Source organism: Mesorhizobium sp. M0074 (assembly GCF_040322975.1).
Classification (GTDB): domain Bacteria; phylum Pseudomonadota; class Alphaproteobacteria; order Rhizobiales; family Rhizobiaceae; genus Mesorhizobium.
Genome location: NZ_JAMYUM010000009.1, coordinates 168,202 through 192,352, shown reverse-complemented (window position 1 = coordinate 192,352; position 24,151 = coordinate 168,202). Strand labels below are relative to the sequence as shown.

The window sequence follows — 24,151 nt, the reverse complement described above, 5'->3', positions numbered from 1 at the left end:
CTCACCCCGTCAGTTCCATCGCCTCGCAGGCGATGCGATGAGAATTGGCCATCACAGTCAGCGTAAAGGTAGTCGCCGGAACATTTGGGAAAACCGAACCGTCGATAAGATGAATCCGGTCCCAACGCGCCAGCCGCCCGACGCGGTCTGTCGTCGCACTCCGGGCGTCCCGCTCACTAGCGTGGGGAAAGCTGCCGCCAAAGTGGTAGCTCTTGGCCCCACCCGACCACAGCATTTGCGACGTGACCGGCCACAAATCAAGGTAAGGTGCTGCCCTATAGATGCGCTTTATTACGTCAGGCAGCGTCGGAGGCACGTCTTTGCCCCTGACGCTGGTCTCGCTGAACCCCTCGGAAGTAAGGGTAATCCGGGGTAGCTCATCAGGAGCTGCGGGCACCTGGGCTGTGATCCGTATCTTGGGTGACGCCCAGGATGGCAAATAGCCGAGGCCTACCGTCAATCGGCTCAGCAGCCGATCTGTCGCGAAGGCGGCGGCGGGATGTTGGAGGAAGCCGGGCAGCGCATCGTAGTATGCGTGGTTGAACGGGTAAAAGTGAACCTGTGAGACGTCGAAGCCTTCGTCGTCCCGGCCGATGACCATGTTGAACTGGTTGAGTGTGAACTCGCGCCTTGTACGTGGGTCGGGAGTCGGCTTCACGGACATCATTGGAAGAACGAACTGAGCCGATTCCGAAAGATGGACCGGCTGGTCCGATCCGAGCGAGCCCAGGATCAGCCGAGTGGTGCCGATAGCTCCGCAACCCACGAAGACCCGGTCGGCTGCGAATCGCTGGATCCGGCCGCTGGATAGCTCCCGAGCCTCCACGACTGCCGTGTCGGCCTCCTGGCCGACTCGAACCGCGAGCAGCCCGCTGTGGTAGTCGATCCTCCCGCTGCGCCTGAAGCGGTCGAAGCTGTGCGAGGCCGAGTAGATCAGCGACCGCGGGCACCCAGTCATGCACAGGCCGCAGGGCTGGCATTCGGGCGCCGAGAAGGCGAGCCGCGCGCGCCCTATGGTTATTCCGGTGGAGCGTACACGATCGCGGTGCCGGTCGTAGTTGGCCAGCACCATCTGCGTCCGCGGTGCCAGCGGCGGAAGCGGGTGCGGAGATCCGATGAGCGGAAACCACTCATCGAGATCGTCGGACTCTCCGGCGAACGGAATGTGACCAAGGATCGTCCGATAGTGCTCTTCCATATCCGAGAAACCGAACGGCCATCTCTTGAATGTGGCAGCGCTGAAGGGCATGATCTGGGCCCCCCAGACGTTGCTGAACCCTCCGTAGGCGCATGAGATCACAGCAGAGTTGACTCTACCCTGGGAGTGGACTCCGTCGAGTTGGCCCTTGTTGACAAACGGGAAATCGGATCCGTAGCTTCTCTTTTCAGGGAGCGAATCCGACTGTACGCGCTTGGGTTGCAATCCGATCCGGCGGACGTCCTCCTCATCCCAGTCGCCGACACGCAGCTTGGACAGCCTGGAGATTACCTCTTGCGTCTGGACGTCCAGCACGGTGCCCGGATCGAACACAGTTATCTTCTCGTCAGACTTCCCGGACAGCGCCAACACGGCGGCGGCTGCAGCCGGACCCGAACCAATGATTATCGAAGAAGGCATTCACTTCTCTCGCCCATTGGCTCGCGCGGCTGTGTTAAATACCTGCCTGGTGGCCTGTCGGCGCTGCCGGCGCAATCGCCGCGCCCGCTCGACATGACCGGCGGCGTGGCCTGCCGCGGCCAGACCTATGCCAATGATTATGGCCGAGGACCGGACCAGCCCGTGGGGGTCACCCTTGGCGGCTTGCCAAATCCCTCGCGGTACGCCCTTGGTCAGCGCGTACCAGACGAAGCGGGTTTCCGCACCCAGAGTTGCGGCGTCGCCCATCTGGGCAAGAGCCTCGATCTTCCCCTTGTTGACGAAGAAGCAGCGGCGCCAGAAGTACTTCCAACTCGGCCGTGAGGCGGGTACAAAGTGGCGGACGGTCGCTGCCGGTTCGTAGATGACAGCCTCACTACCCTTGATCTGCGCCACGCGGTGGCACATGTCCATGTCGTCGTGATTGTCGGAGTGGAACCCTCCCACCTGCTCAAGGAGGGTTCGCCGCACCGACATGTTGGCACCTATAAGATGAGCCAAGGGGCCTCGGCTTGTCGGAAGACCGTCATAAGCGCATCCGAACACCCAGTCGAACTGCACGGGAAACCAGGCCGGGCGGCTAGACTCGAAAACCGGTAGGGGGCGCCCGCCGACGGCGCCGATGCGCTCATCCTGATACGGGTCTGTGAGAATCCCGAGCCAGTCCTTGTCGGCCGCTGCATCGTCATCCAAGAACGCCAGAATGTCTCCCGCAGCTGTCTCGGCTGCCGTGTTTCGGGCCGACCCCAGGTGCCCGTCGTACTTGTTCTGGATCACCCGTATCGGAGGGGTGGATGCGGCGAAGCCAGCCCAGTACGCGGCACAACGGTGAAACAGGATTTCATTGTGGTCGATGCATACGATGATCTCGCAGGGTTGCAAGGTCTGCTCCTGAACCGAGGCCACCGACTGAAGCATCAGCTCCCATCTGTCCTCGGTGTAGGCACAGATAATCACCGAGATCGTGGGGGGGCGCGGGACCTGCCGGCGTTCGCTGGTGACGCCATGCTCGGTCTGCCCGGTTTTCGATCCAGGCTGACCGGTTGTGGCAACGCCAACGTCATTACCGCGGCGGGCGAAACCGATACTTAGGTTCCGGACGTGGCCCCGCTGGCCAACGCCAATCGGCGTACAGGATTGCGCAAGCATCAGAATACGCATCTAGGAATTCTCCCGACTTGAGCTGCCAATGTCTGCCCCAAGCTCTTCGATAGAAGGTGCGATAAAGCCAGACTTCCACGCGCTGGATTCGGCTTACCCGGAAGCCGGCTCTCAGCATAAAGAAACCACGAGGGCCCAGGTTTGCGCCACAGAGGCTCGAGGCGGCCGCCGACGCCAAGCACGCGCGGGTCGGCGTAGGGCATCAGCAACTCGTCCAGCCAGCGCTCATCGGCGATCGCATCGTCATCGAGAAACGCCACGACCGGCGCGGGCGCCAATCCGGCTCCCGTCGTGCGACCGCCGCACAGTCCACGCACGTTGGTATTAGGTGTGACGACGACACCCTCGATCTCGCGCCGGGCGCGCTCCAAGAGCGCCTCATCGTTGTCGACGACGAGGACGATCTCGCGGGCCGGGCAGGTCTGGCGGCGCACCGACGCGATGGCCGCGTTCAAATCGTCCCAGCGATCGAGTGTGTTGGCGCAGATCACGACGGAGGCTTCGGTCATGGCAACTGCCGGCTGGTTTCTGAGGCCGGGCTGGTTTCGCGTGTCTGCGTCGCCCGAGCCGTGGCGGCTTTGAGGATGTTCCAGAGCGGACCTCCGTCGTTGTGAATATCGAACTTGTCATATTCGTCGACGGGATAGCGTCCGTTGTCCTGCCGCGACACCAGCCGCCACACCATCCAGCCGGCGCAGTTGCGCTCGCGCGTCAGCGTGTCGAGCCACATCGCGTAAGCCTGGGCAAAGTTCTGATTGGAGCGGGCATAGCCGAACTCCTCCAGAAGCACCGGCTTGCCGGCGCGAACTGCCAACCGGCAGAACTCGGTGATCAAGCTGTCGAACTGCTGGACGGTGAGCTTGTAGTAGAGCGGGTAGCCGTGCCAGGTCCCGAAATCGAGAGTCGGGATCGTCAGATCCGATAGCTTCGACTCGACGTTAGCGTGCCCTGAGGTGACGAGATGGTTCGGATCGAGCGACTTCACGTAAGCCGTCATTTCGGTGGTCCAAGCCAATCGTAAGGCCTCCGGCTGCGCATTGCCTTCGTTCATTAGCTCCCAGGCCATGATGGTCGGATCATCCCGGTAGGCGAGCCCGGTGAGCGGGTTGACTCGCTGCACGACGTGGCTGACCCAGGTCCTGTAGTCGCGCTTCGTGCGCGGATCCTGGAAGAAAAACTCCGACTTCTCTTTGCTGAGGTCGGTGTCGTACTGGCTCTGCACGCCTGGGGCGTCCCGGCTCCCATACCAGGCCCGCATCTGCTGGGCGCCGCCTGTGAAGGCCCAGAAATCCAGGACGGCGATGATCAGCCTCAGGCGTCGCTTGCCGGCCTCGGCGATGAGGAAATCAACCTTCTGCATGCCGTCGGCGCCGTCATTGATCGCCATCCTGTTTTGGCTCGGGTCCCAGTAGAGCAGGTACGTGCCCTTGACCGCGAGATTGCTGGCTTCGCCTTCAAGCCGCCAATCCCAGATCGTAGGCTTGCTTCCGTCGAGCGACCCGATCACCGGCTGGAGGAAGGTGCGGACCACATTGGCGCCCATCGCCACCGCGTCATCGAGAACGCGGGTGACCTCATCCGGCGACCCGTAGGTCAGATAGTGGTTGTTTACGCCGGTCACGAAGAACGGCTTGCCGTCCAAGGTGAAGTTCGTTTCGGAAGTCTTGATGAAGGACGTTGCCGACGGGTCATCCGCGGCGCTCACGACTGCTGGAACGGACAGCAACGCGCACACCAGCACCCGCAGTCCGGCATTGCGCAGCCTATTTTTCACTCGTTGCCAGCCAACAATCACCCGTGCATGTGGCTCTCGCCGGGCGCCGAGTGCAACAGCCCCGAAGGATTACCTCCTCTGACCTCGCACAGCCCGGGCGTCGTTCGGGCATAGTGGTGCTTGGCCGATTCCGGTCGCTCGAGTATGGACCCGTGCTGTCAGACATCGCTCCCAACCAAGAGTTCGGCTCCTCTTATTGGCGAGTCCCCGCGGTAGTAATAGGTGGGAAATATTCTCGCGCTGTGACACGCGCCATCGCTTTCCATCTACCTCCCTGGCCCGCGGGCCCGCGGCGGAGTCTTGGTAAGGCGGATCGCCGCAGGCGGTTCTCGTCAAGCTGTGAGCCGGCGTCCTTTTGAAATCCGCGGTCAGAACAACAATGCGCATTTGCCTGAGTCTCGATCCATCGCGGCTACTTCGGTGGCACCTCTGGCTGGCAGAAGCGCTTGCTGAAGTGCCCGGCAACGAGGTCTCCTGCGCTTTGGCGGCCGGTCGCCGCCCGCTGCCGTTGACCTGCCGTCTGCTGCTCGAACTCGAACGACTGGTCTATGGCTTTCGCGGGAACGGCGCCACTGACTCCGTCGAGGCGGCGCTGCGGTCCCTGCCGCCGCCTCCGTCCGACCAAGTGGACGTGGTGATCGATTTGAGCGGAGAGGAGACGCGCCCGGCGGGGCTGCGGGTGCTGACGCCGCTCTTCAACGGCGTACCCGGCGAGATCGGCGTCATGGCGGCCGTGGCGAATGATCAGGACCTTCTCGTCGACCTGCACGACACGGCGCGCCCGTTGCGGCCGTGGATGGCCCGTCCGGCCAGTGTAGACCGTGGAGTGTTCTCAGCGAGTCTAGACAGCGTCCTCTCCTGCGCTGTGCTGCTGATCCTCAAAGCCTTGCGCGAGGAAACCGGTTCAGCTGCGTCCGGTGTCCCCGGTTCACGGACGGCCGTGCCTTCACTTGGCGCATCCTCGGCCCTTGCAAGGGCGACCGGCACGGTGGCATCGAAAGCGATCAGGTTTTTGGACGTCCTGGCAAGAGGCGGCAGGATGTGGGGGGTTGGCTGGCGCTTCGATGAATCGGCGAGCCTGCTCGACAAAGGCGAAGCAACCTTCTCGGTGCTCACCGGAAGCACCGACAGCTACCTTGCCGACCCGTTCCCGTTCCGGCGCCAGGGGCAGGATTTCATTTTTGTCGAACAGTACCTCTACTCGAAGAACCGGGGGTGCATTGCGGTCGTGGCAGCGGACCGGGACGGGACCGTCGGCGCACCCCAGATCGTCTTGGAGGAACCGCATCACCTCTCATACCCGTTCGTGTTCGAGCAGGACGGGCAGATCTGGATGATCCCCGAATCGGGGACGGCCAGGAATGTTAGCCTCTACAGGGCAGTGGAATTCCCTTACCGGTGGACGCGGGAGGCCTGCCTCATCGAGGGGATCGAGGGCTACGATACCACGCCTCTCTGCCATGAGGGCGGCTTTTGGTTTTTCGTCAGCCCAAGGCGGTGGAGCTCCACGTCTTGGGATGTCCTCAGCCTCTACCGTGCCGAGAGCCTGACCGGGTCTTGGACGCCCCATGCCGCCAACCCGGTCCTGATCGATGCCAGGCTCAGCCGCCCCGCAGGCGCCGTCATCCGACACGGCGGACGCACGCTACGCCCGGTCCAAGACTGCGCGCGCGGCTATGGCAGCGCGGTGACGTTCTGCCAGATCGATGCGCTCGGGGCGTCGGAGTTTGCCCAGACCCCGGTCGGTCGCATTTGGTCCGGAGCGTTGGGGTGTCACACCTACAACCGCCGGTCTGGCTTGGAGGTGATCGACCTGTTCGGGCATATCCGGGGTTTGCGAGAGGTCACGACCTCCTATCGTTTGCTGGTACCCGACGCGCCGGTCTCGGGACCGCGTGGGGTCTCGGGACCGCGTGGGCAGTCCCTCTCTTGGGCGGTCTCGTCCGGGTCAGCCACCCGTAGCCAGGTGGTCGAGCGCAAGGTACCCCGCCTGAGAAGGGCCGGGCGCGCCCGACCCTTCTCGGGCACAGAATAAGCTCGGAAATCACGGCCGAGTGAAGGAGCGAGCCCACCTGCACATTGCAGCTTCTGGCCAGTGGCAATGTCAGCGTTGTCTGGACGTTCATTTCTTCGCGCCGACGATCTTCGCTGCCTTCCGCACGGTTCGCTCAGTAGAAAATTGTCGCTTGTGAGCTAGTGCCGGCCGCGGGTCGATGGATGTCCTCGCTGGCGTTGAAGGTGGCCCCAGAGGTCTAAACGGGTTTGGCAATGCTGCCAACACAGCTGCTGAAGATGATCGGTGCCGCTGCCGCACTATCCGCGCAGGTAGTCTGGGCTGGAAAATACCTGAAGGGATACCCCAAAAGAGCTAATCATCTATTGTCTTTTCCTAACCATCCATCGTCCTTCCATTTCAGATCTGCATCAGTAATGCTCGCATAACTAAGATTCATAACTAAGATTAGGGGGAGGCTGCAAGCGTACCGATCTTCTTTCATCTCATCTTCATTTTATTATGGCCGGGAGTCCGCATATGGTTGGATCAAGCGCATCCGTGGATGTGGCGGTCATTGGAGCTGGCCCTCACGGCTTGTCGCTAGCCGCGCATTTGCTTGCGCGTGATGCGGAGCACCGGACGTATCACCCGGCCCATCATCTCGCCCGATACCTATCGGCAGTCCTGGCGCGCTTTCAGCCCGCCCCCTGGGTCCCATCGTACGACCTCAAAGCGCTGCCATGAACGCCCGTCTTTCCAGCATTGTCGCCCCCATCGGTGCCGCATCGCCGCCTGACCCGATCAATTTCGCGCTGCGGCGATCGTTGAGTCTGCCCCGAGTCAGCTTCGTCGTCCCGACGCTCAATGAAGCCAAGAACCTCCCTTGGCTTCTGCCGCGCATCCCCAACTGGGCGCATGAGATCATTATCGTGGATGGTCGTTCGACCGACGACACGGTCGCGGTCGCGCGCCGCCTGCGTGAGGACGTGAAGGTTGTCATGGAGCCCCGCCGGGGCAAGGGCGCTGCACTGCAAGCGGGATTCCTGGCCGCCACAGGCGACATCATCGTCATGCTGGACGCCGACGGCTCCATGGTCCCGGAGGAGGCGATCGTGTTTGTCAGTGCGCTGATGGCCGGCGCGGATCTCGTTAAGGGTTCACGATTTATCCAGGGCGCCGGCACCGGTGACATGTCGCTGTTCCGGATGTTCGGCAACACGGGCCTGACCCTGTTCGTGCGGCTGCTCTATGGCGGTTGGTTCTCCGATCTATGCTACGGATACATAGCCTTCTGGACCAAGCACGTCGCCACGCTGAACTGCGATTGCGACGGGTTCGAGATCGAGACCCTCATCAACGTGCGAGCTTTGAAGAACCACCTCAATATCGTCGAGGTGGCAAGTTTCGAGGCTCGGCGCATCAGCGGTGTGAGCCACCTGCGCCCCATCCCGGACGGCTGGCGCGTCCTCAAAACCATCCTGCGCGAGAGGCTGCACCAACAGCACAGGCGGAGCGCCACAGCCTGTGATGACGGTGGACAACCCCGATGCGAATCCTGATGGTTGCCGCTCGCTGCTACCCCTTCATGGGCGGCATCGAAACTCACATCCAGGAGGTCGGCCCTCGCTTGGCTGCGCGTGGCCACGCGGTTGACGTGCTCACTACCGATCCTTCGGGGGAGCTGCCGGTTGAGGAGGCGGTGCCCGGCATGCGCGTGCAGCGCGTGCCGGCCTGGCCGAGGGAGCTGGACCTCTACGTGGCGCCCCGCATTTATACCGCCATCCGGCGCGGGGTTTGGGATCTGATCCATTTCCAAGGTTACAACAGCTTCGTGGCGCCGATCGGGCTGCTGGCGGCCGTCCGCGGGGACCTTCCGTTCATCCTGACCTTCCACAGCGGCGGGCATTCCTCCCGGCTGCGCAACGCCATGCGCGGCACGCAGCACGCGCTGCTCCGGCCGCTAGTGGCCCGGGCCGCGCGGCTGATTGGCGTCTCCGAATTCGAAGCCAGCTTCTTCAGCGCGAGGATGGGCGTGCCGCGGGAACGGTTTGTGGTCATCCCGAACGGTGCCGCGATGCCGGTTGCGAGCCCCGGCGTCAAGGTCGATCCGCACCTGATCGTCTCGGGCGGCAGGTTGGAGCGTTACAAGGGCCATCACCGGGCGATTGCGGCCTTGCCCGAACTGATCCGCCGGGTACCGGATGCCCGACTGCACATCGTCGGAAGAGGCCCGTACGAGGGAGAATTACGACGCCTCGTCGCGACGCTCGGCCTCGAAAAGCGGGTCACCATTGCGGGAATCCCCGGATCCGAGCGGCAGAAAATGGCAGACCTCCTGGCGAGCGCCGCGCTCTTCATACTGTTCAGCGAATACGAAGCCCATCCGGTCGCCGTGATGGAAGCCCTTTCACTTCGCCGTCCGGTCCTCGTCAGCGACACGTCCGGTCTGCGGGAGCTGGCCACCAATGGCCTGTGCCGGGCGATCCCGTGCAACGCCGGTCCGGGAGAGCTGGCCGCCGCGATGGCCGAGGAACTCGAGTCCCGTCGGGAGGTCCCGGATTTGGCGCTGCCCGACTGGGATGCTTGCGCGCACGCGCTTAGCGACGTCTATTATGATGTCCTCGGCAACCGATCCACTGTCCCCTTGCCCCCCGGTGGTCTGACATCCTGGTCTCCTGCGAGGAGAGTATGATGCTGATGTTGCCAGCTCATTTCACCGCAGGAACCAGGATCAACCCGCTCCAGGTCGGGATCCGATTCGTCTTGGCCGTTGTCGGTCCCGACCTTCGCGACGGCAGCGCCGATGCCCCATCGCAACGCGCCAGTTCCGGATGGATCGCGGCTCTATGCCTAACGATCGCCGCGGCTCTACTCCTGGTCGTGGCCGGGCACGCAGCCGGGCGCCGGGACTATGACGTGGCGGCGCCGCTCTTCTGGTCCGGTGTCGTTCTCCTGGTCGCTCCGATCAGCCTTCGCATCGCCTGGCCGACAACAGCCAGGGGTGAGCGCCTGGTGCTCCTGTTCCTGCTTGCCGAAGCCCTGTTCTACTGCAAGGTAGTCTATTCCCCGACAAGCTTCAGCGGTTACGACGAGGTTTTGCACTGGATCGCGGCCGAGGATCTCATCACGGCCCGGCGGCTGTTCCTGTCCAACCCGCTTTTTCCTATCGGGTCAAGCTACCCCGGCCTGGAAATCCTGACGACCGCGATCGTCGATTTGACGGGACTGCCCTTGTTTGTGGCGGGAGCGCTCTTGTTGGTCATCCTTAAGGGCACGTTCATCGGTGCACTGTTTCTGTTCCTTGAAAGCATCGCCGGATCGCCGCGTATCTCGGCCGTCGCCTGTCTGGCCTATATGGGTTGCTCAACCTTCTTCCTGTTCGACTCGATGTTCTCTTACGAGAGCCTCGGCATGGTGCTGTGCCTGCTGACTTTCGCGGTTGAAGCAGCGTCCAAGGATCTCGTCGGGCAACCGAGGCTGAAGTCGCTCGGGTTGATTGCATTGCTGTTGGCAAGCCTCGCGGTCACGCATCACCTCTCGGCCGCCTTCGCCGCCATCTATTTCGGAGCGCTAGCGGCCCTCGAGGCTTTGCGCCGGCAAGACTCCCTTCGGATCAAGACCAGCATTGCCGTGGGTCTCGCCGCCATCCTCGCCATAGCCCTGCCGATCCTGTGGGTGCAGGCCCGTGACGTCCCTCTCACAGGCTATCTCGGTCCGGTGATCGAGTCCGGCTTCGACACATTGCTCGGGAAGATCCGAGGCGCGCCCACCCCGCCGTCGGAGCACCTCGGAGCGCCGGACAAGGCCCTCTACATGCGGCTCACCACTTTGCTGGCGCTCCTGCTGGTGGCGCTCGGACTGGCAACGGGATTCTTTCGGTCGCTGGCCCTGGCAGCGCCGAGCGGTGCGCGATCCGGTTGGCGTCCCATCCACGGCATTCTCAAACGCCGCTGGCGCGACAGCCGCCTCGTGCTGCTCAGCTTGCTGGCCTTCGGCCTCCCAGTCTCGGTGGCCTTCCGACTGACCGTCGCCGGCTGGGAAATCGGCAACCGCATGGGAACGTTCGTGTTCATCGGCGTTGGACTGGTCGTCGCGGTGAGCATCGTCCACTTCTGGCAGGGTCGCGCGCCACGCGGGTGGCGCCGCATCGCGCCTGCCGTTGCCTTGGTGATCATGGTCCTAGGCGGCGTGACGAGTTCTTCGATTAATCCGATCCATGGGCGCTACAGGGTGGGTGCAGATCAGGAATCGATCGAGCCGATGGGGATCGAAACGGCACTCTGGGCCAGGGAATGGCTCGGTGCCGGCAACCGGTTCACCACCGACCGTATCAACCGTCTTCTGCTTGCGGGTTACGGCCGGCAGGACGTCAGAGTCACCATCGTCAAAGGGATCGATCCCGCGCGCATATTCGATGCCGAGACATTGGGGCCCGACGAGTTTTGGGCGTTGGCGCGAAGCGACATCGATTTCCTGCTCATTGACCTTCGCCTGACCACGGCTCCGCCGGTGCTCGGCTTTTACTTTCAGCCGTGGCAAGCCCAGCAGGGAACTCCGCTCTCGGGCGCAGCGCTGCTCAAGTTCAATGACGTCAAGGGCGTCACCCGCATCTACGACAACGGCTGGATCGTCATCTACGATGTGAGAGGATTGCATGAGAATTGGTAGCAAGTGGGACCTTCTGGCCGCGTGCCTGTGGGCGGGGGCCGCAGTGGCTGCCGTTTCGGTTAGCGACAGCTTGCTCCTGCGTACTGCCCTGGGCGCGCCCATGGTGTTTTTCGTCTCGGGCCACGTGGTGCTGCGGGCCATGGGTGTCAGGACCACCTCCGCCTTGCAACACCTGGTCTACGCGGTCGGAGCAAGCCTCGCCGCCGGCATTGCCGGGGGCTTTGCCCTGAACGCCGCAGGCTTCCTTACACCGCTCGGGTGGGCGCTGTGGTTCTGGGCCGTGACGGCCGCCGCGGCGCTGCTGGCGGCCGGGCGCCGCGACACTCCCGATCTGCCAGCCTGGCCGGCACCAGCGCGGATCCGGTTCTGGCAGGGGGCCGCGCTCATGCTAGCGCTGCTTGTGGCGACCGGAGCCTACGCGGTTGCTGTCCGGGACGAAGCGGCCTACCGGGAATTCAAATACACCGCGTTCTGGTTGTTGCCGTCGGCCAGTGGCGAGTCCGGCCAGATCACCGTCGGCATCAGGAGCGCCGAGACCCAACCTCAGCGATTCGACCTGGAAATCACCCTTGATGGGCAGCCGTTCGCCATCTTCCGATCGCTCACCATCGCGCCGGGCGACACCTGGACACGGAAAATCCCGGTGCCCGTCTTGGGAACTCGCCAGACGGCCGAGGCGCGGCTCTATCGACCGGAAGACAACCGGCTCTATCGCAGCGTTTCGACGATGGTGCCGCGCATCTAGAACGAGGCTGGACCATGCGCATCCTGCTGCTATCACAGTTCTATCCTCCGGTGATCGGGGGAGAGGAGCGGCACGTCCGCAATCTCGGCGCGGCGCTGGCGCAGCGGGGCCATCATGTCAGCGTCGGGACTTTGATGCATCCTGGATCGCCTGAAACCGAGCTGGACGGCGCGGTCCGCGTGCATCGCCTGCAGGGAACGCTCCAGCGCCTGTCGGGCCTTCACACCGATCCCGAGCGGCGCCATGCACCGCCCTTTCCAGATCCCGAATTGGTGCTTGCCCTGAGGCGGCTGGTCGCTCGGGAGGAGCCGGACATAGTCCACGCCCATAACTGGATCTACGCGTCCTTCCTGCTGCTCAAAGGTTGGAGTAGGGCGCGCCTCGTGGTTACGCTCCACGATTACGGCCTTGTCTGCGCCAAGAAGAACTTCATGCATTTGGGCGCCCGTCTCTGCAGTGGCCCAGCGCCGGCCAAGTGCCTGCCCTGCGCCGCAGGACATTACGGGGCGGTGAAGGCAGCCGCGACCACTTTGGGCAACTGGGCGTCGAGTTTTGCCGCTCGGCGCGCGGTGGACCGTTTCATCGCGGTGAGCCACGCGGTGGCGCGCCACACCGGACTGACCGAAGGCCGCGCCCCCTACGAGATCATCCCCAACTTTGTGCCCGATGATGTTGCGATGCTTGGCCCGGAACATCCCTGTCTGCGTGAGCTACCCCGGGATGAATTCATCCTGTTCGTCGGTGATATGATGCGCCTCAAGGGCATTGACGTTCTCCTGCAAGCCTATGCCGGCCTAGAACGGGCGCCGCAGCTGGTCCTGATCGGGCGCCGGGTCGCCGATACGCCAACAGAGTTTCCGCCGAGCGTTCGCGTCTTCAATGCATGGCCGCATTCCGCCATCATGCATGCGTGGCGGCGCTCACTGTTCGGGGTGCTGCCGTCGGTCGGGCCCGAAGCCTGCGCGACGGTCATCATGGAAGCGATGGCTTCCGGCAAGGCGGTCGTCGCAACCGGCGTGGGCGGCATGCCGGATCTCGTCGATCATGGCGAAACCGGGCTTCTCGTGCCGCCCGGTGATGCGCACGTCCTTGCCCACGCAATGCAGACCCTTCTGCAGGACCGCGCCTTGCTCGCTCGCCTGGAGGCGACAAGCCTCGCCCGAGTCGGGCGCCTCAAGGCAGGAGCGGTCGTGACTCGGATCGAGCAGGTCTACCGGGACGTCGTGTGCCCAGCCGCTAGCAGGTCAGCGGTACCGGCGCAGCAAGGTTCGGGGGAGCCATCATGCCAATAGGTCTCGTGGGGACAGCCATTATTCGCGTCCGGCGAGAGCTTCAAAAGAGCGCCGCGCTCGTTCTGAATTCCGGCGCTGTGGCGATCGGAACGATTGCAACGGCCGGTCTTGGGTTTGTCTATTGGTGGCTCGCGGCCCGGCTGTTTCCGCCGGAGGTGATCGGCAAGGCCTCCGCCCTCCTGTCCGTGATGGCGCTCGTCGGCCTGCTGGGCGAAGCCGGGCTCGGGACCCTGCTGATGGGTGAAATCGTACGGCACCCCGGCAAGGGGCGCGGCCTCGTGGCCGCTGCAGCATCCGTCGGGGTGGCGCTGGCGGTCGGCCTGGCCTTGTTGTTTGTCTTCGGGGAGGCGTACCTCAACAGCTCGACCGGGCCGATCGGCGGCTGGTTCGAGGGTGTTACGTTCGTCCTCGGCTGCTGCCTGACCGTACTCTGCGCGATGGTCGATCTGGCGCTCGTCGGCAACCTGCGCAGCACCGGCAGGATGATCCGGCAGGTGCTGTTCTCCACGTTCAAGCTGATGCTGATCGCCGTCGCCGCTGCCGCTGGCTACACCTCCAATGCCGCGCTTCTTCTGAGCTGGGTGGCCAGCCTGGTGGCGTCCTGTATCGGCGTCGATCTCTTGACCCGGGGCGGTGCGCGTCGCCTCATTGGGCCTCCCGATTTCCAGCTGCTCCATACGCTCCGAAGCAAGGTCTTCGACCACTACGCGCTCGATGTCGCCTCGCAGGCACCAGTCGTCATCATGCCCTACCTTGTGCTGGTTCTCCTGTCGCCGATCACAAATGCCGCCCTCATGCCGTTGTGGATGCTGGTCTTCACGGCCTCGTTGATTCCAGCAGCCATGGCCACGATCCTGTTCCCTGTGATCAGAACAAGCCCGAAACAATCCAGACACGACATCCTTGTGTCGCTGTCGGCGTCATTGCTCTTCTCGCTGGCCTGTGCCGTCTTCGTCTTTACCTATTCGCAGGAGATCCTTGCGGTCTTCAATCCGGTCTATCCTGAGATCGCCGGTTCGAGCCTACACTTCCTCGGCTTCAGCCTGTTGGGATCAACGCTCAAATTTCATGCCTGTACGCTGGCGCGGTTGGGCGACAGGATGCGCAAGGCATCTCGCTGGTTCGCGCTTGGCGGATTGCTGGAGCTGTGCTTCGTGGTCGCGGGGGCGAAGCTTGATGGACTTCAAGGCCTGGTCCTAGGCTGGACGCTCGCGGTCAGCATCGAGGGTGCATGTGCCGCCCTGATTTTGGCCTTCGCGATGAAACTGGATTCTGCGGCCGGCCCCGCGCACGACCGACCGACCGCGTCGCCGCTCCAGACTTGAGGAGACACCGATTATGGCGCTGGATTGTCGACTGCAATTGGATGGCCGGTGGGCCATCGCGATCGGACTCGTCGGCGTCGAGCACTTCGGCTGGCCGTGGGTCAAAACGCACTTCCGCATCGGGGCGGGAGCGCTGCGGGTCCAACTGTTCTTCATTTTGAGTGGCTTCTTCAGACTGGAGCAGCCTGCGGGCGAAGTCATCCGCAAGTTCTTCCCTATAATTCGATCGGCGACCCGGACAAGGCACGCTACCTTTTGGGATTTCAAGCAGAACATTCTCTAGCAGCAGGACTGGCTAAACCTTTGTTACATAGGCACACCCAATGACGACGGCGAATATTGCTCTGCAAATTTTCACCGATATGGACGCGGTGGAAGCTCAATGGAGAACATTAGAGCAGCATGCGGATTGTACCGTATTCCAATTGTTTGATTGGCAGATGGAATGGTATCACCACATCGGCTCCAAAGAGAGACTGATCCCGGTGATCGTGCTGGGTCTCGACGATACCGGCGTGGCGGTTTTTATTCTACCATTGGCGATCGAACGCCATAGTCTGATCCGCCGGCTGGTCTGGTTTGGATCGGAATTGTGCGATTATAATTCGCCCATTCTGGCGATAAATTTTAGCGATCACGTGAAACCTGGGCGATTCGGCCGCCTGTGGAAAGACATAATGCGGGCGATTCAAGACTATCCTCGACTTCGTTTCGACACTGTTGAATTTTACAATATGCCCAGTGTTGTCGGCTCTCAACCTAATCCCTTTCTCGAGTTGCCGGTCTTGCTGGCTAATTGCGCCGGACATGTCGCAACCCTCCCGGAAGCGAACTGGAATCGGTTTTATGCGTCAAAGTTTTCGAATTCGACGCTGCATACCCACCGGCGCAAGGCCAAAAACCTCGCCAAGCAAGGTGGCGGCGCGATTCGCTTTGTAGACGTGCAAGATCAGGCCGAGATCGAGTGCACCATTGCAAAGCTGATCGAACAAAAACGGAGCAGCTATGCCCGAATGGGTGTTCATGATATGTTCGAACGTCCGGGTTTTCGCGAATTTTATTTGGCGATTGTCGCCAATCCTCGGTTGCGCGAGGTCATCCATGTCACGCGGCTGGATGTGGATGGGATTCCGGTGGCGACGGGTCTGGGTCTCCGGTTCAATTCCAGTTATTCACTGGTGATGTCGAGTTATCTGGAGGAGTTTGCCAAATACAGTCCCGGGCGTCAGCATATTCAGCAAATGATGCAATATGCCATTGGCCGGAAGATTCAGAAATTCGATTTCACGATCGGCGACGAGCCTTATAAGCTTTCGTGGTCCGATATCAATTTGCTTCTGTTTTTCCATTTTGATAGCAGAACTTTGCTCGGTCGTATTGTCGTTGCGGTGCGAATGGCGATTCATTACATACATACATGGTATGCCAAAACGCCGTTAGTAAAGCCGCCGCTGCGGCAGGTTTTTCGCAAGACAAGACGATCCTTGCATCGCATGTTTCTCTGACTGGACGATCGTGAGTTTGAACTTGGTGTGGGATACATCATAGCGCTTCGCGAAAAAAGTATGGTATAATTTAAGTTATCTGCGGGAGACGATGATGTATAGTGCAGATATTGGGATTGTAGGAGGCGGTCTGGGGCGGCTCTATCGCCGCCGCGACGCTCGGGCGAGCCGGATTTCGATCGTCCTGATCGACGTGCATCATCCCTGTGCGGAGGATTTTTGCTGCGAGAAAATTGAGGAGAAGCACTTCAAGTTGCTTCGCGAGACTGGCGGGTCGATGGAGGGGATTGCGTCAAAGCTGTTTACCGAACTGTGGATTGCGCGGTTTGGTCGCGTGATAAACAAGCGCGCTAGTTTGGTTTTGCAGCAAAAGACGGAGTCTTGAATTTTCTTCGACACCGTTTGGTGCCGTCATGATCGTGCTGTCAATGAAGTGGTGAGCGGAGGAGCGGGAATTGAATAATATTGATGTAGCGGTCCTCGGGGGTGGTACCGCCGGCTCGTTAGCCGCTGCGATGCTTGGCCGGATGGAGATTTCGACCATCCTTGTTGATATCCATCAAGTCTATCCAGTGGAGTTTCGCTGCGAAAAACTCGATGACGATCAAGTCGACTTGCTCAAAAAAACCGGGCTGGCGGATGCCGTATTGGCGGCTGCGACACCGATGACTGAGATATCGGTGGCCCGTCACGGTTATGTCATCGGTAAAAAGCATGGGAAACACGGCGAGCCTTGCGAATATGGGATGGCTTATCAGGATTTGGTAAATGTTATTCGCCGCCAGATTCCAGATAGTGTCCAATTCATCTGCGCTAAAGTGACCAAAATAACGACGAGCTCCGACCGGCAGAAAGTTACCCTGTCAAATGGTGACACATGGTCGACCCGATTGATTGTGGTGGCGACCGGCTTAAACAATGTCGTCCGGGGTGCGATCACTCGATCCGAGATCAGTAAATGCCACTCGATCAGTGTTGGTTTTGATCTCACCTCTAAAGCTGGTTTCAAATTTCAAGCTTTAACGTATTTTGCGGAAAAGCCAGGGCCCATGGGTTATGTGAGCATGTTTCCGATTGGTTCAAGAATGCGCGCCAATGTGTTCGTCTACCATGGTGATATACGCCATCCGTGGTGTCAGGAAGTGCGCACATCGCCGTTATCTGCATTGTATGCGGTAATGCCCCGATTGAAGCGTCTCCTTGGTGATGCTGTCGTGTCAAGCGATATTCAGATTCGACCCGTTGATCTTTACGCCGCGCAGAATCACGAACAGCAACCCGGTCTGGTATTGGTTGGTGACAGTTTTGCTACCAGCGATCCGGCGGCGGGTACCGGTCTCAATAAAGTGCTAACCGACGTTGATCGGTTACGCCATCATATTCCGACATGGTTAGCCACACCCGGAATGGGGGTCGAGAAAATCCGGACATACTACAATGACCCCGTCAAAGTTGCCTGTGATGAATGGTCGCTTGCTGAAGCATCTTACAACCGATCACTGGCGTCCGATACAACGCTTTTATGGCGTATTCGTCGGATGGGCAGGATTGGTCTCGACATGATGGGAATCTCGATCCCACAACTTCGCTTGGCGGCAAGCGCAGTTCGTTGGGGAGCAGGCTGAACTTGGCGGTATCGACAGCGTTGTTGGCAGCAACGAGCTCATTAACGCCCCATGGCCGAACAGCACAGCCTGCTTTCGAGGCCAATCCCCGTAAACGCGCGTGACAGCTCACGGTAGCTATATTCCTTCAGGTGGAATCCACATGCAACTTTGTCAAAGTATACCGAATGTCGTGAGGACCCGTGACCGCGTGTGTAGTGATGCAATAGTAGGCACCGCCAGGTACAAGAACACGGTATAGCTGCGAAAGCTGCCTTACTGCGTCGTCGGGGTGGAGGTGCTCCATCAACCGACCACTAAACACAAAATCAAGACTATTATCGGCGAAATGTAGATGGATACCATCGATCTTGACAAATTGAAAATTGACAGGCTTCTCCCAGGTGGCGGTAACGCGTCAGTTACGTCGATTGCATCTGATGAGCAATTATTGCACATGCTAAGGCTAAGCTTACAATAACCGGCCCCCAATTCGCCGAAACGCGCGCCTTTCTGGACAAAAAAGCTTGCTGTACACTTTAGCATGGAGGCTGAGCCGAGCGTCTTGATCTGAATTCAGCAGCTGAGTAGCCAGAGCCTTCTCGATTTGATAGTGCGCAAATTTCGCTCGGGCGTACGCGCGTCGTGACAAAATTCCGAGATCTTTGACCAATCCCCCTTGATTGGCACCTGCATCCCGTTCGATGTCATCTCACTGCAACTTTGTCAGTGATCCGAACTCCTGAGCGGAGGCCGACATGCAAGCGGAGGCGGACATGCTCGATCATGAATCGGTTCAAGCTGTCGGCGACGGCGAGTGGTCGGTTCGCGCTTCCCACTTCGTGCCGACGAGTTCATCCACGCAGACCAGCAATGCAGACCAATGTCCTTGCCGGGCGTCAATTCGGACCGATCCTCTCCTCCCTCACCACGCGGGCAGGCTCGACATCGTTGGGATTGCACGCTGCCGGCAAGCTCTCGCAGCTCGGCGACACGGTTGGGACCGACGAACCGGCCGGCTCTCTTGGCTCGCTTTCGCCTATGATGATGTTGACGAGGTCGCCTGGCTTTAACAGGGTCATCCCAACGGTCTCGATGCTGACCGGCCCGGCAACCGATTGCCGCACGATTTGATAAGTTGCGCTGTTTGCGTCCTTCGCAAACTGGGCGCGGGTCACCGGCATCGTGTACAGGACGCCTTCGCTGGCGTTCAACTCGCGCTGATTGGCCGCGATCTGACTCTCCATGGTCTCGATCTCGACCTCCAGATCGATCCTGAGGTCGGCCCTGGTCCGCAACACCTCAGACTCCAGCGAAGCGAGGCGCTGCTTGGCGGCCGCGTACTGGTTGAGGGCGTCCTGCCGGCGCTGTTCCGCGTCGGACAATTCGCCCTGGACTTGATCCATCACGGTCATGCTGACAACTTTGCGGTCCACGAGCGTGCGCATGCTGTTGACGCGCTCCTGGCGCAGCTTGATGAGTTCGTTGAGCGACTCCATGCGCCCATACGCGACAACGTCCTGCTTGGCCGCGTCCAGCGCACGCAGGGTCGCGCGCTCACGATCCTTGCGGGCCGTGGCGACGGCCTTGCGCCGGTCGCTCTGCTCGTTGACGAGTTTGGCAGCTTCGGTCGCGCCGGCCAGCTCCAGCAACTGGCGCGGGATTGTGGGTCTCGTACCGTCGCGCTCGGCCTTCAGCACGGCCGCGCGCGCGAGCAACTTCAACATGGCGTCGATTGCCCCGCTCCGCTTCTGGATCTCGCGTACGGCTTCGATCTTCTGCCACGGCTCGCCCTCGGCCCGGTCCAGTCCGCCTGCTAGCGCGATCGCGTGCAGGACGGTCATGCCGGCCGCGTACTTGAACGAGCCTGGATTCTTGACCGGCCCCAGCACGTAGATGGGCGGGCGTTCCAGCGGCAGGACGTTGACCAGTCCCTCGCGGCCCAGCAGTTGATTGAAGGTTTCCACCAGGTCGGCCTGTACCTGTTGCGTAGACCTGTTGGCGACCGGAATGGAGCCAAGCAAGGGCACGGAAATCGTGCCGTCCTCTTGGATAATATATTCGCCGCTCAGTTCCGGACGCTGCAGGATGCCGCGCAAGGCCGAGGGCGCGCGCCCCCACTTGTCTTCCTCGACCTCGACGCGCTCGTAGAACGCGACCTTGAGGCGATCGCCGACGCCAAACAGGTATCCGGTGGGCACGCTTGGTGCCTTGCTGCGGGTTTTGGGGAGTTCGGCATTGGTTTCGACACTCCGTTCGACTGACGCCACGCCCGCCGCATTCGGTCCTGACGCGATCGCACGGGAAGGTTCGGCCATGGCTTGAACCGGTTGTTCTTGCCAGCCATTGATGACAGCAGATACCTTCTGCATCACGGCTCCCGCGGCTCCGGAGACATCCTCGGCCTTCTGCATCACGGCTCCGGAAACATCGTCGGCCGTCTCCATCATGGCCCCGGAGACATCCTCGACCCTCTGCACAACGGTTGCGGAGACTTCCTCGACCTTCTGCGCCACGGCTGCGGAGGCAGCCTCGACCTTCTGCGCCACGGCTGCGGAGGCCGCCTCGACGTTTTGTATCACGGCTGCGGAGGCATCTTCGACCTTCTGTCTCACGGGCTGCATCACGGGTCGGGAGACTTCCTTGACCTGTGCCACGGCTCTGGAAACAATCTCTAGTGCCCCTAAGTTTTTGGCCGCGGCCCCGCCCAAGGCGGCGACCCCGGAGAGCCCGAAGACAAGCAGGATGGCCTTCAATCCCCTGCGCTGGGCCGCCTGTGACGAGGGAGCGACGGGCTCGCAATTGAATTCTGTATTAACGGCCATGGCGTGTGGCTTTCTCTTTCGATGGTGGCCATCCCGCCCGCCCGATGCGTCCGATCCGGTCGAGCAAGGCTCGACCGGATCGTGACCCTTCACCGCCGGCAGCACAACTGTCCCTTTGTGGGCACTCCATTCGGATAAAGGAGAATCTGGGGCAAACTCGTCCAACCGGATTGCTGCGCTCCAGGAGAGCTTCCTCGATGGTGACAGGACAAACGCGATCGAACGAAACGGAGGGCCGGAAACTTGGTTTGCCGACGTGCGTCTCTGTGGCTCCGACATGCATTGGCAGGATAGCTGGGCCGTTTCCCACTATGTTGTCCGGGCCCAGAAGAACGACGCGACCAAGCCGTCAGTCTTGGCAATCCTATCGGGTAATCATAGCGAAACTGGCCGCATCGCGTTTCTTTCGTCGGCTCTCACGTCTGGCTAGAATTCCGGCCCCGACAAAGCAAGATCCCTTGCAGCGTTACCCTAAATCGGCCGCGGCACGCATTGCCTCAGCTGCTGAAGCTCGGCGTGTGCGGCGTGTGCTCAGATCAGCGTGCCCGCGTCAGTGTCGGCTTCACCCGGCCCTGCGCGACATCCCCGAGTGGTCGACTGCCGCGGGGCGGCTCGCCTGAGCCCGCCGCTCGCCGCATAAACCGCGACGCTCTCCCGCCAGATCGGGGGCACCACCACGCCCACCGGAAAACAAGCCCTGGCAATCCTCACGGCCGCGCAGTCCTTTGCTACGATGGCCGCCTCCCTGAGCTGCTGAAACCAAGAGCTCGTGCCCTTGACCAAAAGCCCCAGGTTGAAGAATTCGGATACGCCTCGATGATGCTGCCCTACGCCTAAAGATGGTATTTGGGTGTAAGGGTTTCCGAGCGTAACATTAAGAACAAAAGAAACTGTGCGGCTGGCGCTTTGGAGCATCCCAATCGACATGTGTATCCCAATCGCGCCGAGCGAGAATGCGATGATGACAAGAAAATCTTTCATAACGGTGCTTGTCGAGCCGAGCGAGTTGCTTCGAGAAGCGCTTAGTCGAACCCTGAATGCGGCAAATTTTCGTATTCTTTTCTCCGCGGCGACTGTTCACGATCTTCTGCAGAAGCCGCTACCCCAGCACCGTTCCATCTTGCTCATCATAGATGTCGGCGATACTGATGCGGATGCTGAGTTCGCACAAATTGCAGACTTTAAGGCGATCTACCCGACCAGCCATGTCGTTGCGCTAGCCGATCACTGTCGAACGACCAATATAATCTCAGCTTTTCGTGCCGGGGCTAACGGGTATCTGACAAAGGTCGCTGCTTACGACACGTTCATTAAAGCTCTCGAATTGGTTACGCTAGGGCAAATCGTGTTGCCTACGGAAACTTCGATGGTAATTGAAGATATCAGACAAGGGTTGAGAAATGATGCTGTAGCTGCTGAGTTACCGAGCGCTGCAGTTAAAGTGGAGATTGAAGGTGAAGAACTAGTGATTTTGTCAAATCGGGAGAAGTCCATTCTGCGTCGCTTGATCGGAGGGGAATCCAACAAAGTCATCGCGCGCGAGATTAATATCGCCGAGGCTACAGTGAAGGTACACGTCAAGGCCATCCTTCGAAAGGTTCGGGTTCGCAACCGAACACAGGCCGCAGTTTGGGCAATGAACCATGGTATGCTTACTCCAGCGTCTGGCGACGGCCCGACGGGGAACGACACGATAGAACCTCAGTCAGCTCACCATCCGCATGACCTGCCTGAAGCACAAAACGGATACCTCTTTCTCGATGATGATCATCCAATATGACCTGCGATAGATCTTCGTTTGGGCTGGCGCATCCCTGTGCCAAACTTCGTTGCCGATCAACAAGGCATAGGGCTCAAATCGTTCCCGGGCTGGGCGAAGGAGCGCGGTGGAGACCGCACGCATCATGTGGACGGCGCCGATGTGACCACGACCCGGCCCTTTGTATTGGCGGCGGTCGTCTCAGATCCGGTTTCCTTACGCGTTGTCGCCTGTACTCAATAGCGTCGATTGCCGAATTAGATCGCCTCAAACGGCTCGAACTCACTGCGTGATTTGATAACAAATTGCAAAGCTCACGGATTTTATTGCCATTTTGAATCTGAGGAATTCATCAAAATGGGCCAAGCGAAGACTGTTTCTGGATTGTCATTCAGCGAAGTCCGGATCGGAACGGTTGAAGGCGGAGAATCCGGGGTGCTGGTGTGGAAACGCGACCAATTGGTGGCGGTCCTTACCCAAATCGACGAGGAAGCATATTCCACGAAAGGCAAATGGTTCCTCGAAACGGGATTCGGGCTGCTGAGCGGGCAGCACAAGAATTTCGATACGATCGAGGAGGCCATAGGATGGGTAGGAAGACACACCTTCCCCGAGCCTGCTTAGACAGCCGATTAGCCGCCGATTCCGCCCTTCGACTTTCACAATACATGTTTGATAGGGCGAATAGCCGAACATGGCCACAGGATTCACCCAAGGTGGGCAGTGTTATACTTGGGCTCACTCTTCAGGCAGAGTTCCTTCTGAGAGAAGATCGTTGACCTTGCAGGCGACTTCCGTGCGGTTGGTCGCCTTTAGCTTCTTCATGATATTGCGGATGTGGACCTTCACCGTGCTTTCGCGCAAATTCAGTTCGTAGGCGATGATCTTGTTCGCCTTGCCGCGCCGGAGCGCTAGCGCAACCTCGGCCTGCCTAAGCGTGAAAATGCCCGCCAAAGGCTGCGTGTCGCGGCGGCCCGACTCTATCAGGTGCCGCATAGCAAGGACACTGCTCGCCGGCACGAAGATGCCTCCCGCTGCCGCGAGGTTGATTGCCTCGACACAGACATCGATTCCAACAGAGGTCGGAATGTAGCCGCGTGCACCGCATTCGAGAGCGGTCAGTATCTGGGCAAGGTCTTCTGTCTCGGCCAGGACGACCACAGGGACCGATTTGAACTCGGATGAAATGTGCCTGATCTCGTCAGCGAGGCCATAATCTGTAACCTTCCGACTGCCAAGGTTGAAGAGTATGGCTGCAAGGGGAGGGGCAGAGCTCTTTCCGACGCGCCATTCCTCGACGGAACGCCACGCGGTGACATCCATACCGAGTTCGTGGTCCACGAGAGCCGATGCGAGACACTCGCGGTCTAGTGCCCTTCCGTCCAGAATGAGGAGGCATTCCCTGCCTGTCTGCCCGCGGACGGTTTCCGTTCCACCGGACGGGACTCCGGATCGATTTGCCGAAGTGTAATTGTGCAGTCCTGCTGTGGAGCCCATATCAATACCCGCTCTTCCACACAAGCCGCCTTGCGCCGGCCGATATGGTTTCCGCATTCTCTGGCATTGAAAAACTTGGTATTGCGCCTTGTGAAACGTCGAGGCTCGATTACTCCATTTGCGTCCTGTTTAGTTCCCGACCCAGCAGACACCCAACTTGGGTAAGTGTAGGGTTTATTTATAAGCAGTCTCTAACATAGGTTGCTTTTTTCATAATTTTCAGGGAACCGGCGCCAAGCCGGACCAAAAGGGCTGCAATCCGCCTGAAGACGCATGCACAGGACCACTTGGCCATCTCACCTAGCAGGCAGCCGAATGTTGATCGGCTGGTACCTTCGGCGATTCCCGCGGTAGACCAGAACTC

At 60.4% G+C, this 24,151-nt stretch carries 20 protein-coding genes and 1 pseudogene; 13 read left to right on the top strand and 8 right to left on the bottom strand.

Going from position 1 to position 24,151, the window contains the following annotated elements; all coding sequences use genetic code 11:
• Window position 1 precedes the first annotated feature (1 nt).
• From NKJ73_RS14955 to NKJ73_RS14940, 4 genes are read right to left on the bottom strand one after another with little or no spacing between them, the layout of a single operon-like run.
• On the bottom strand, window positions 2-1,618 hold the full coding sequence (locus tag NKJ73_RS14955; protein WP_352569948.1) for a Rossmann-fold NAD(P)-binding domain-containing protein: 1,617 nt from the start codon (window positions 1,616-1,618) through the stop codon (window positions 2-4).
• Complete coding sequence (locus NKJ73_RS14950) at window positions 1,619-2,797, bottom strand: glycosyltransferase family 2 protein (protein ID WP_352569947.1); 1,179 nt, start codon at window positions 2,795-2,797, stop codon at window positions 1,619-1,621.
• Complete coding sequence (locus NKJ73_RS14945) at window positions 2,785-3,306, bottom strand: glycosyltransferase family 2 protein (RefSeq protein WP_352569946.1); 522 nt, start codon at window positions 3,304-3,306, stop codon at window positions 2,785-2,787. Before NKJ73_RS14945 ends, NKJ73_RS14950 begins: the two co-directional genes overlap by 13 nt.
• A complete protein-coding gene (locus NKJ73_RS14940) occupies window positions 3,303-4,592 on the bottom strand; it encodes a glycoside hydrolase 5 family protein (RefSeq protein ID WP_502896647.1) in 1,290 nt (429 codons plus the stop codon). The genes NKJ73_RS14945 and NKJ73_RS14940 overlap by 4 nt, the downstream gene beginning before the upstream one ends.
• 334 nt (window positions 4,593-4,926) lie before the next feature.
• On the opposite strand from NKJ73_RS14940, the gene NKJ73_RS14935 reads away from it, so the two are divergent.
• The 11 genes from NKJ73_RS14935 to NKJ73_RS14885 all read left to right on the top strand — a co-directional run bounded on the left by NKJ73_RS14935 (window position 4,927) and on the right by NKJ73_RS14885 (window position 17,727).
• Window positions 4,927-6,606, top strand: coding sequence for a glucosamine inositolphosphorylceramide transferase family protein (locus NKJ73_RS14935; protein ID WP_352569945.1), 1,680 nt, complete (start codon window positions 4,927-4,929; stop codon window positions 6,604-6,606).
• Between the two features lie 701 nt (window positions 6,607-7,307).
• Complete coding sequence (locus NKJ73_RS14930) at window positions 7,308-8,126, top strand: glycosyltransferase family 2 protein (protein WP_352569944.1); 819 nt, start codon at window positions 7,308-7,310, stop codon at window positions 8,124-8,126.
• A complete protein-coding gene (locus NKJ73_RS14925; protein ID WP_352454206.1) occupies window positions 8,114-9,259 on the top strand; it encodes a glycosyltransferase family 4 protein in 1,146 nt (381 codons plus the stop codon). The genes NKJ73_RS14930 and NKJ73_RS14925 overlap by 13 nt, the downstream gene beginning before the upstream one ends.
• Window positions 9,259-11,235 (top strand): putative glycosyltransferase family protein, encoded by a 1,977-nt coding sequence (locus NKJ73_RS14920; RefSeq protein WP_352569943.1) that lies wholly within the window; start codon window positions 9,259-9,261, stop codon window positions 11,233-11,235. The genes NKJ73_RS14925 and NKJ73_RS14920 overlap by 1 nt, the downstream gene beginning before the upstream one ends.
• A gap of 100 nt (window positions 11,236-11,335) precedes the next feature.
• Window positions 11,336-11,980, top strand: a complete 645-nt coding sequence (locus NKJ73_RS14915) for a hypothetical protein (RefSeq protein ID WP_352569942.1) — start codon at window positions 11,336-11,338, stop codon at window positions 11,978-11,980.
• Between the two features lie 14 nt (window positions 11,981-11,994).
• The gene (locus tag NKJ73_RS14910) at window positions 11,995-13,272 is read left to right on the top strand and encodes a glycosyltransferase family 4 protein (protein WP_352569941.1); all 1,278 of its coding nucleotides are present in this window, start codon (window positions 11,995-11,997) and stop codon (window positions 13,270-13,272) included.
• Complete coding sequence (locus NKJ73_RS14905) at window positions 13,263-14,597, top strand: lipopolysaccharide biosynthesis protein (RefSeq protein ID WP_352569940.1); 1,335 nt, start codon at window positions 13,263-13,265, stop codon at window positions 14,595-14,597. The genes NKJ73_RS14910 and NKJ73_RS14905 overlap by 10 nt, the downstream gene beginning before the upstream one ends.
• Window positions 14,598-14,610: 13 nt before the next feature.
• The gene (locus NKJ73_RS14900; RefSeq protein WP_352569939.1) at window positions 14,611-14,880 is read left to right on the top strand and encodes a hypothetical protein; all 270 of its coding nucleotides are present in this window, start codon (window positions 14,611-14,613) and stop codon (window positions 14,878-14,880) included.
• Between the two features lie 40 nt (window positions 14,881-14,920).
• The gene (locus tag NKJ73_RS14895) at window positions 14,921-16,102 is read left to right on the top strand and encodes a GNAT family N-acetyltransferase (RefSeq protein WP_352569938.1); all 1,182 of its coding nucleotides are present in this window, start codon (window positions 14,921-14,923) and stop codon (window positions 16,100-16,102) included.
• 94 nt (window positions 16,103-16,196) lie between these two features.
• On the top strand, window positions 16,197-16,487 hold the full coding sequence (locus NKJ73_RS14890) for a hypothetical protein (protein WP_352569937.1): 291 nt from the start codon (window positions 16,197-16,199) through the stop codon (window positions 16,485-16,487).
• Window positions 16,488-16,557: 70 nt separating this feature from the next.
• Window positions 16,558-17,727 carry an FAD-dependent oxidoreductase gene (locus NKJ73_RS14885; RefSeq protein WP_352569936.1) on the top strand — a complete coding sequence of 390 codons (1,170 nt, stop codon included), beginning with the start codon at window positions 16,558-16,560 and terminating at the stop codon, window positions 17,725-17,727.
• Window positions 17,728-17,854: 127 nt separating this feature from the next.
• On the opposite strand, the pseudogene NKJ73_RS14880 reads toward NKJ73_RS14885, so the two are convergent.
• The 3 genes and pseudogenes from NKJ73_RS14880 to NKJ73_RS14870 all read right to left on the bottom strand — a co-directional run.
• Window positions 17,855-18,091: pseudogene (locus NKJ73_RS14880) on the bottom strand (class I SAM-dependent methyltransferase); the annotation flags it as partial.
• Window positions 18,092-18,605: 514 nt separating this feature from the next.
• Window positions 18,606-20,531, bottom strand: a complete 1,926-nt coding sequence (locus tag NKJ73_RS14875) for a polysaccharide biosynthesis/export family protein (protein ID WP_352569935.1) — start codon at window positions 20,529-20,531, stop codon at window positions 18,606-18,608.
• A 531-nt stretch (window positions 20,532-21,062) separates the two neighbouring features.
• A complete protein-coding gene (locus NKJ73_RS14870; protein WP_352569934.1) occupies window positions 21,063-21,512 on the bottom strand; it encodes a hypothetical protein in 450 nt (149 codons plus the stop codon).
• On the opposite strand from NKJ73_RS14870, the gene NKJ73_RS14865 reads away from it, so the two are divergent.
• Window positions 21,490-22,311, top strand: a complete 822-nt coding sequence (locus tag NKJ73_RS14865) for a LuxR C-terminal-related transcriptional regulator (RefSeq protein WP_352569932.1) — start codon at window positions 21,490-21,492, stop codon at window positions 22,309-22,311. The two genes, NKJ73_RS14870 and NKJ73_RS14865, sit on opposite strands and share 23 nt — an antisense overlap.
• A 336-nt stretch (window positions 22,312-22,647) precedes the next feature.
• Window positions 22,648-22,914 (top strand): hypothetical protein, encoded by a 267-nt coding sequence (locus NKJ73_RS14860; protein ID WP_352454217.1) that lies wholly within the window; start codon window positions 22,648-22,650, stop codon window positions 22,912-22,914.
• Window positions 22,915-23,028: 114 nt separating this feature from the next.
• Here NKJ73_RS14860 and NKJ73_RS14855 read toward each other — a convergent pair whose 3' ends face one another.
• Window positions 23,029-23,787, bottom strand: a complete 759-nt coding sequence (locus NKJ73_RS14855) for a LuxR C-terminal-related transcriptional regulator (RefSeq protein ID WP_352454218.1) — start codon at window positions 23,785-23,787, stop codon at window positions 23,029-23,031.
• Window positions 23,788-24,151 lie beyond the last annotated feature (364 nt).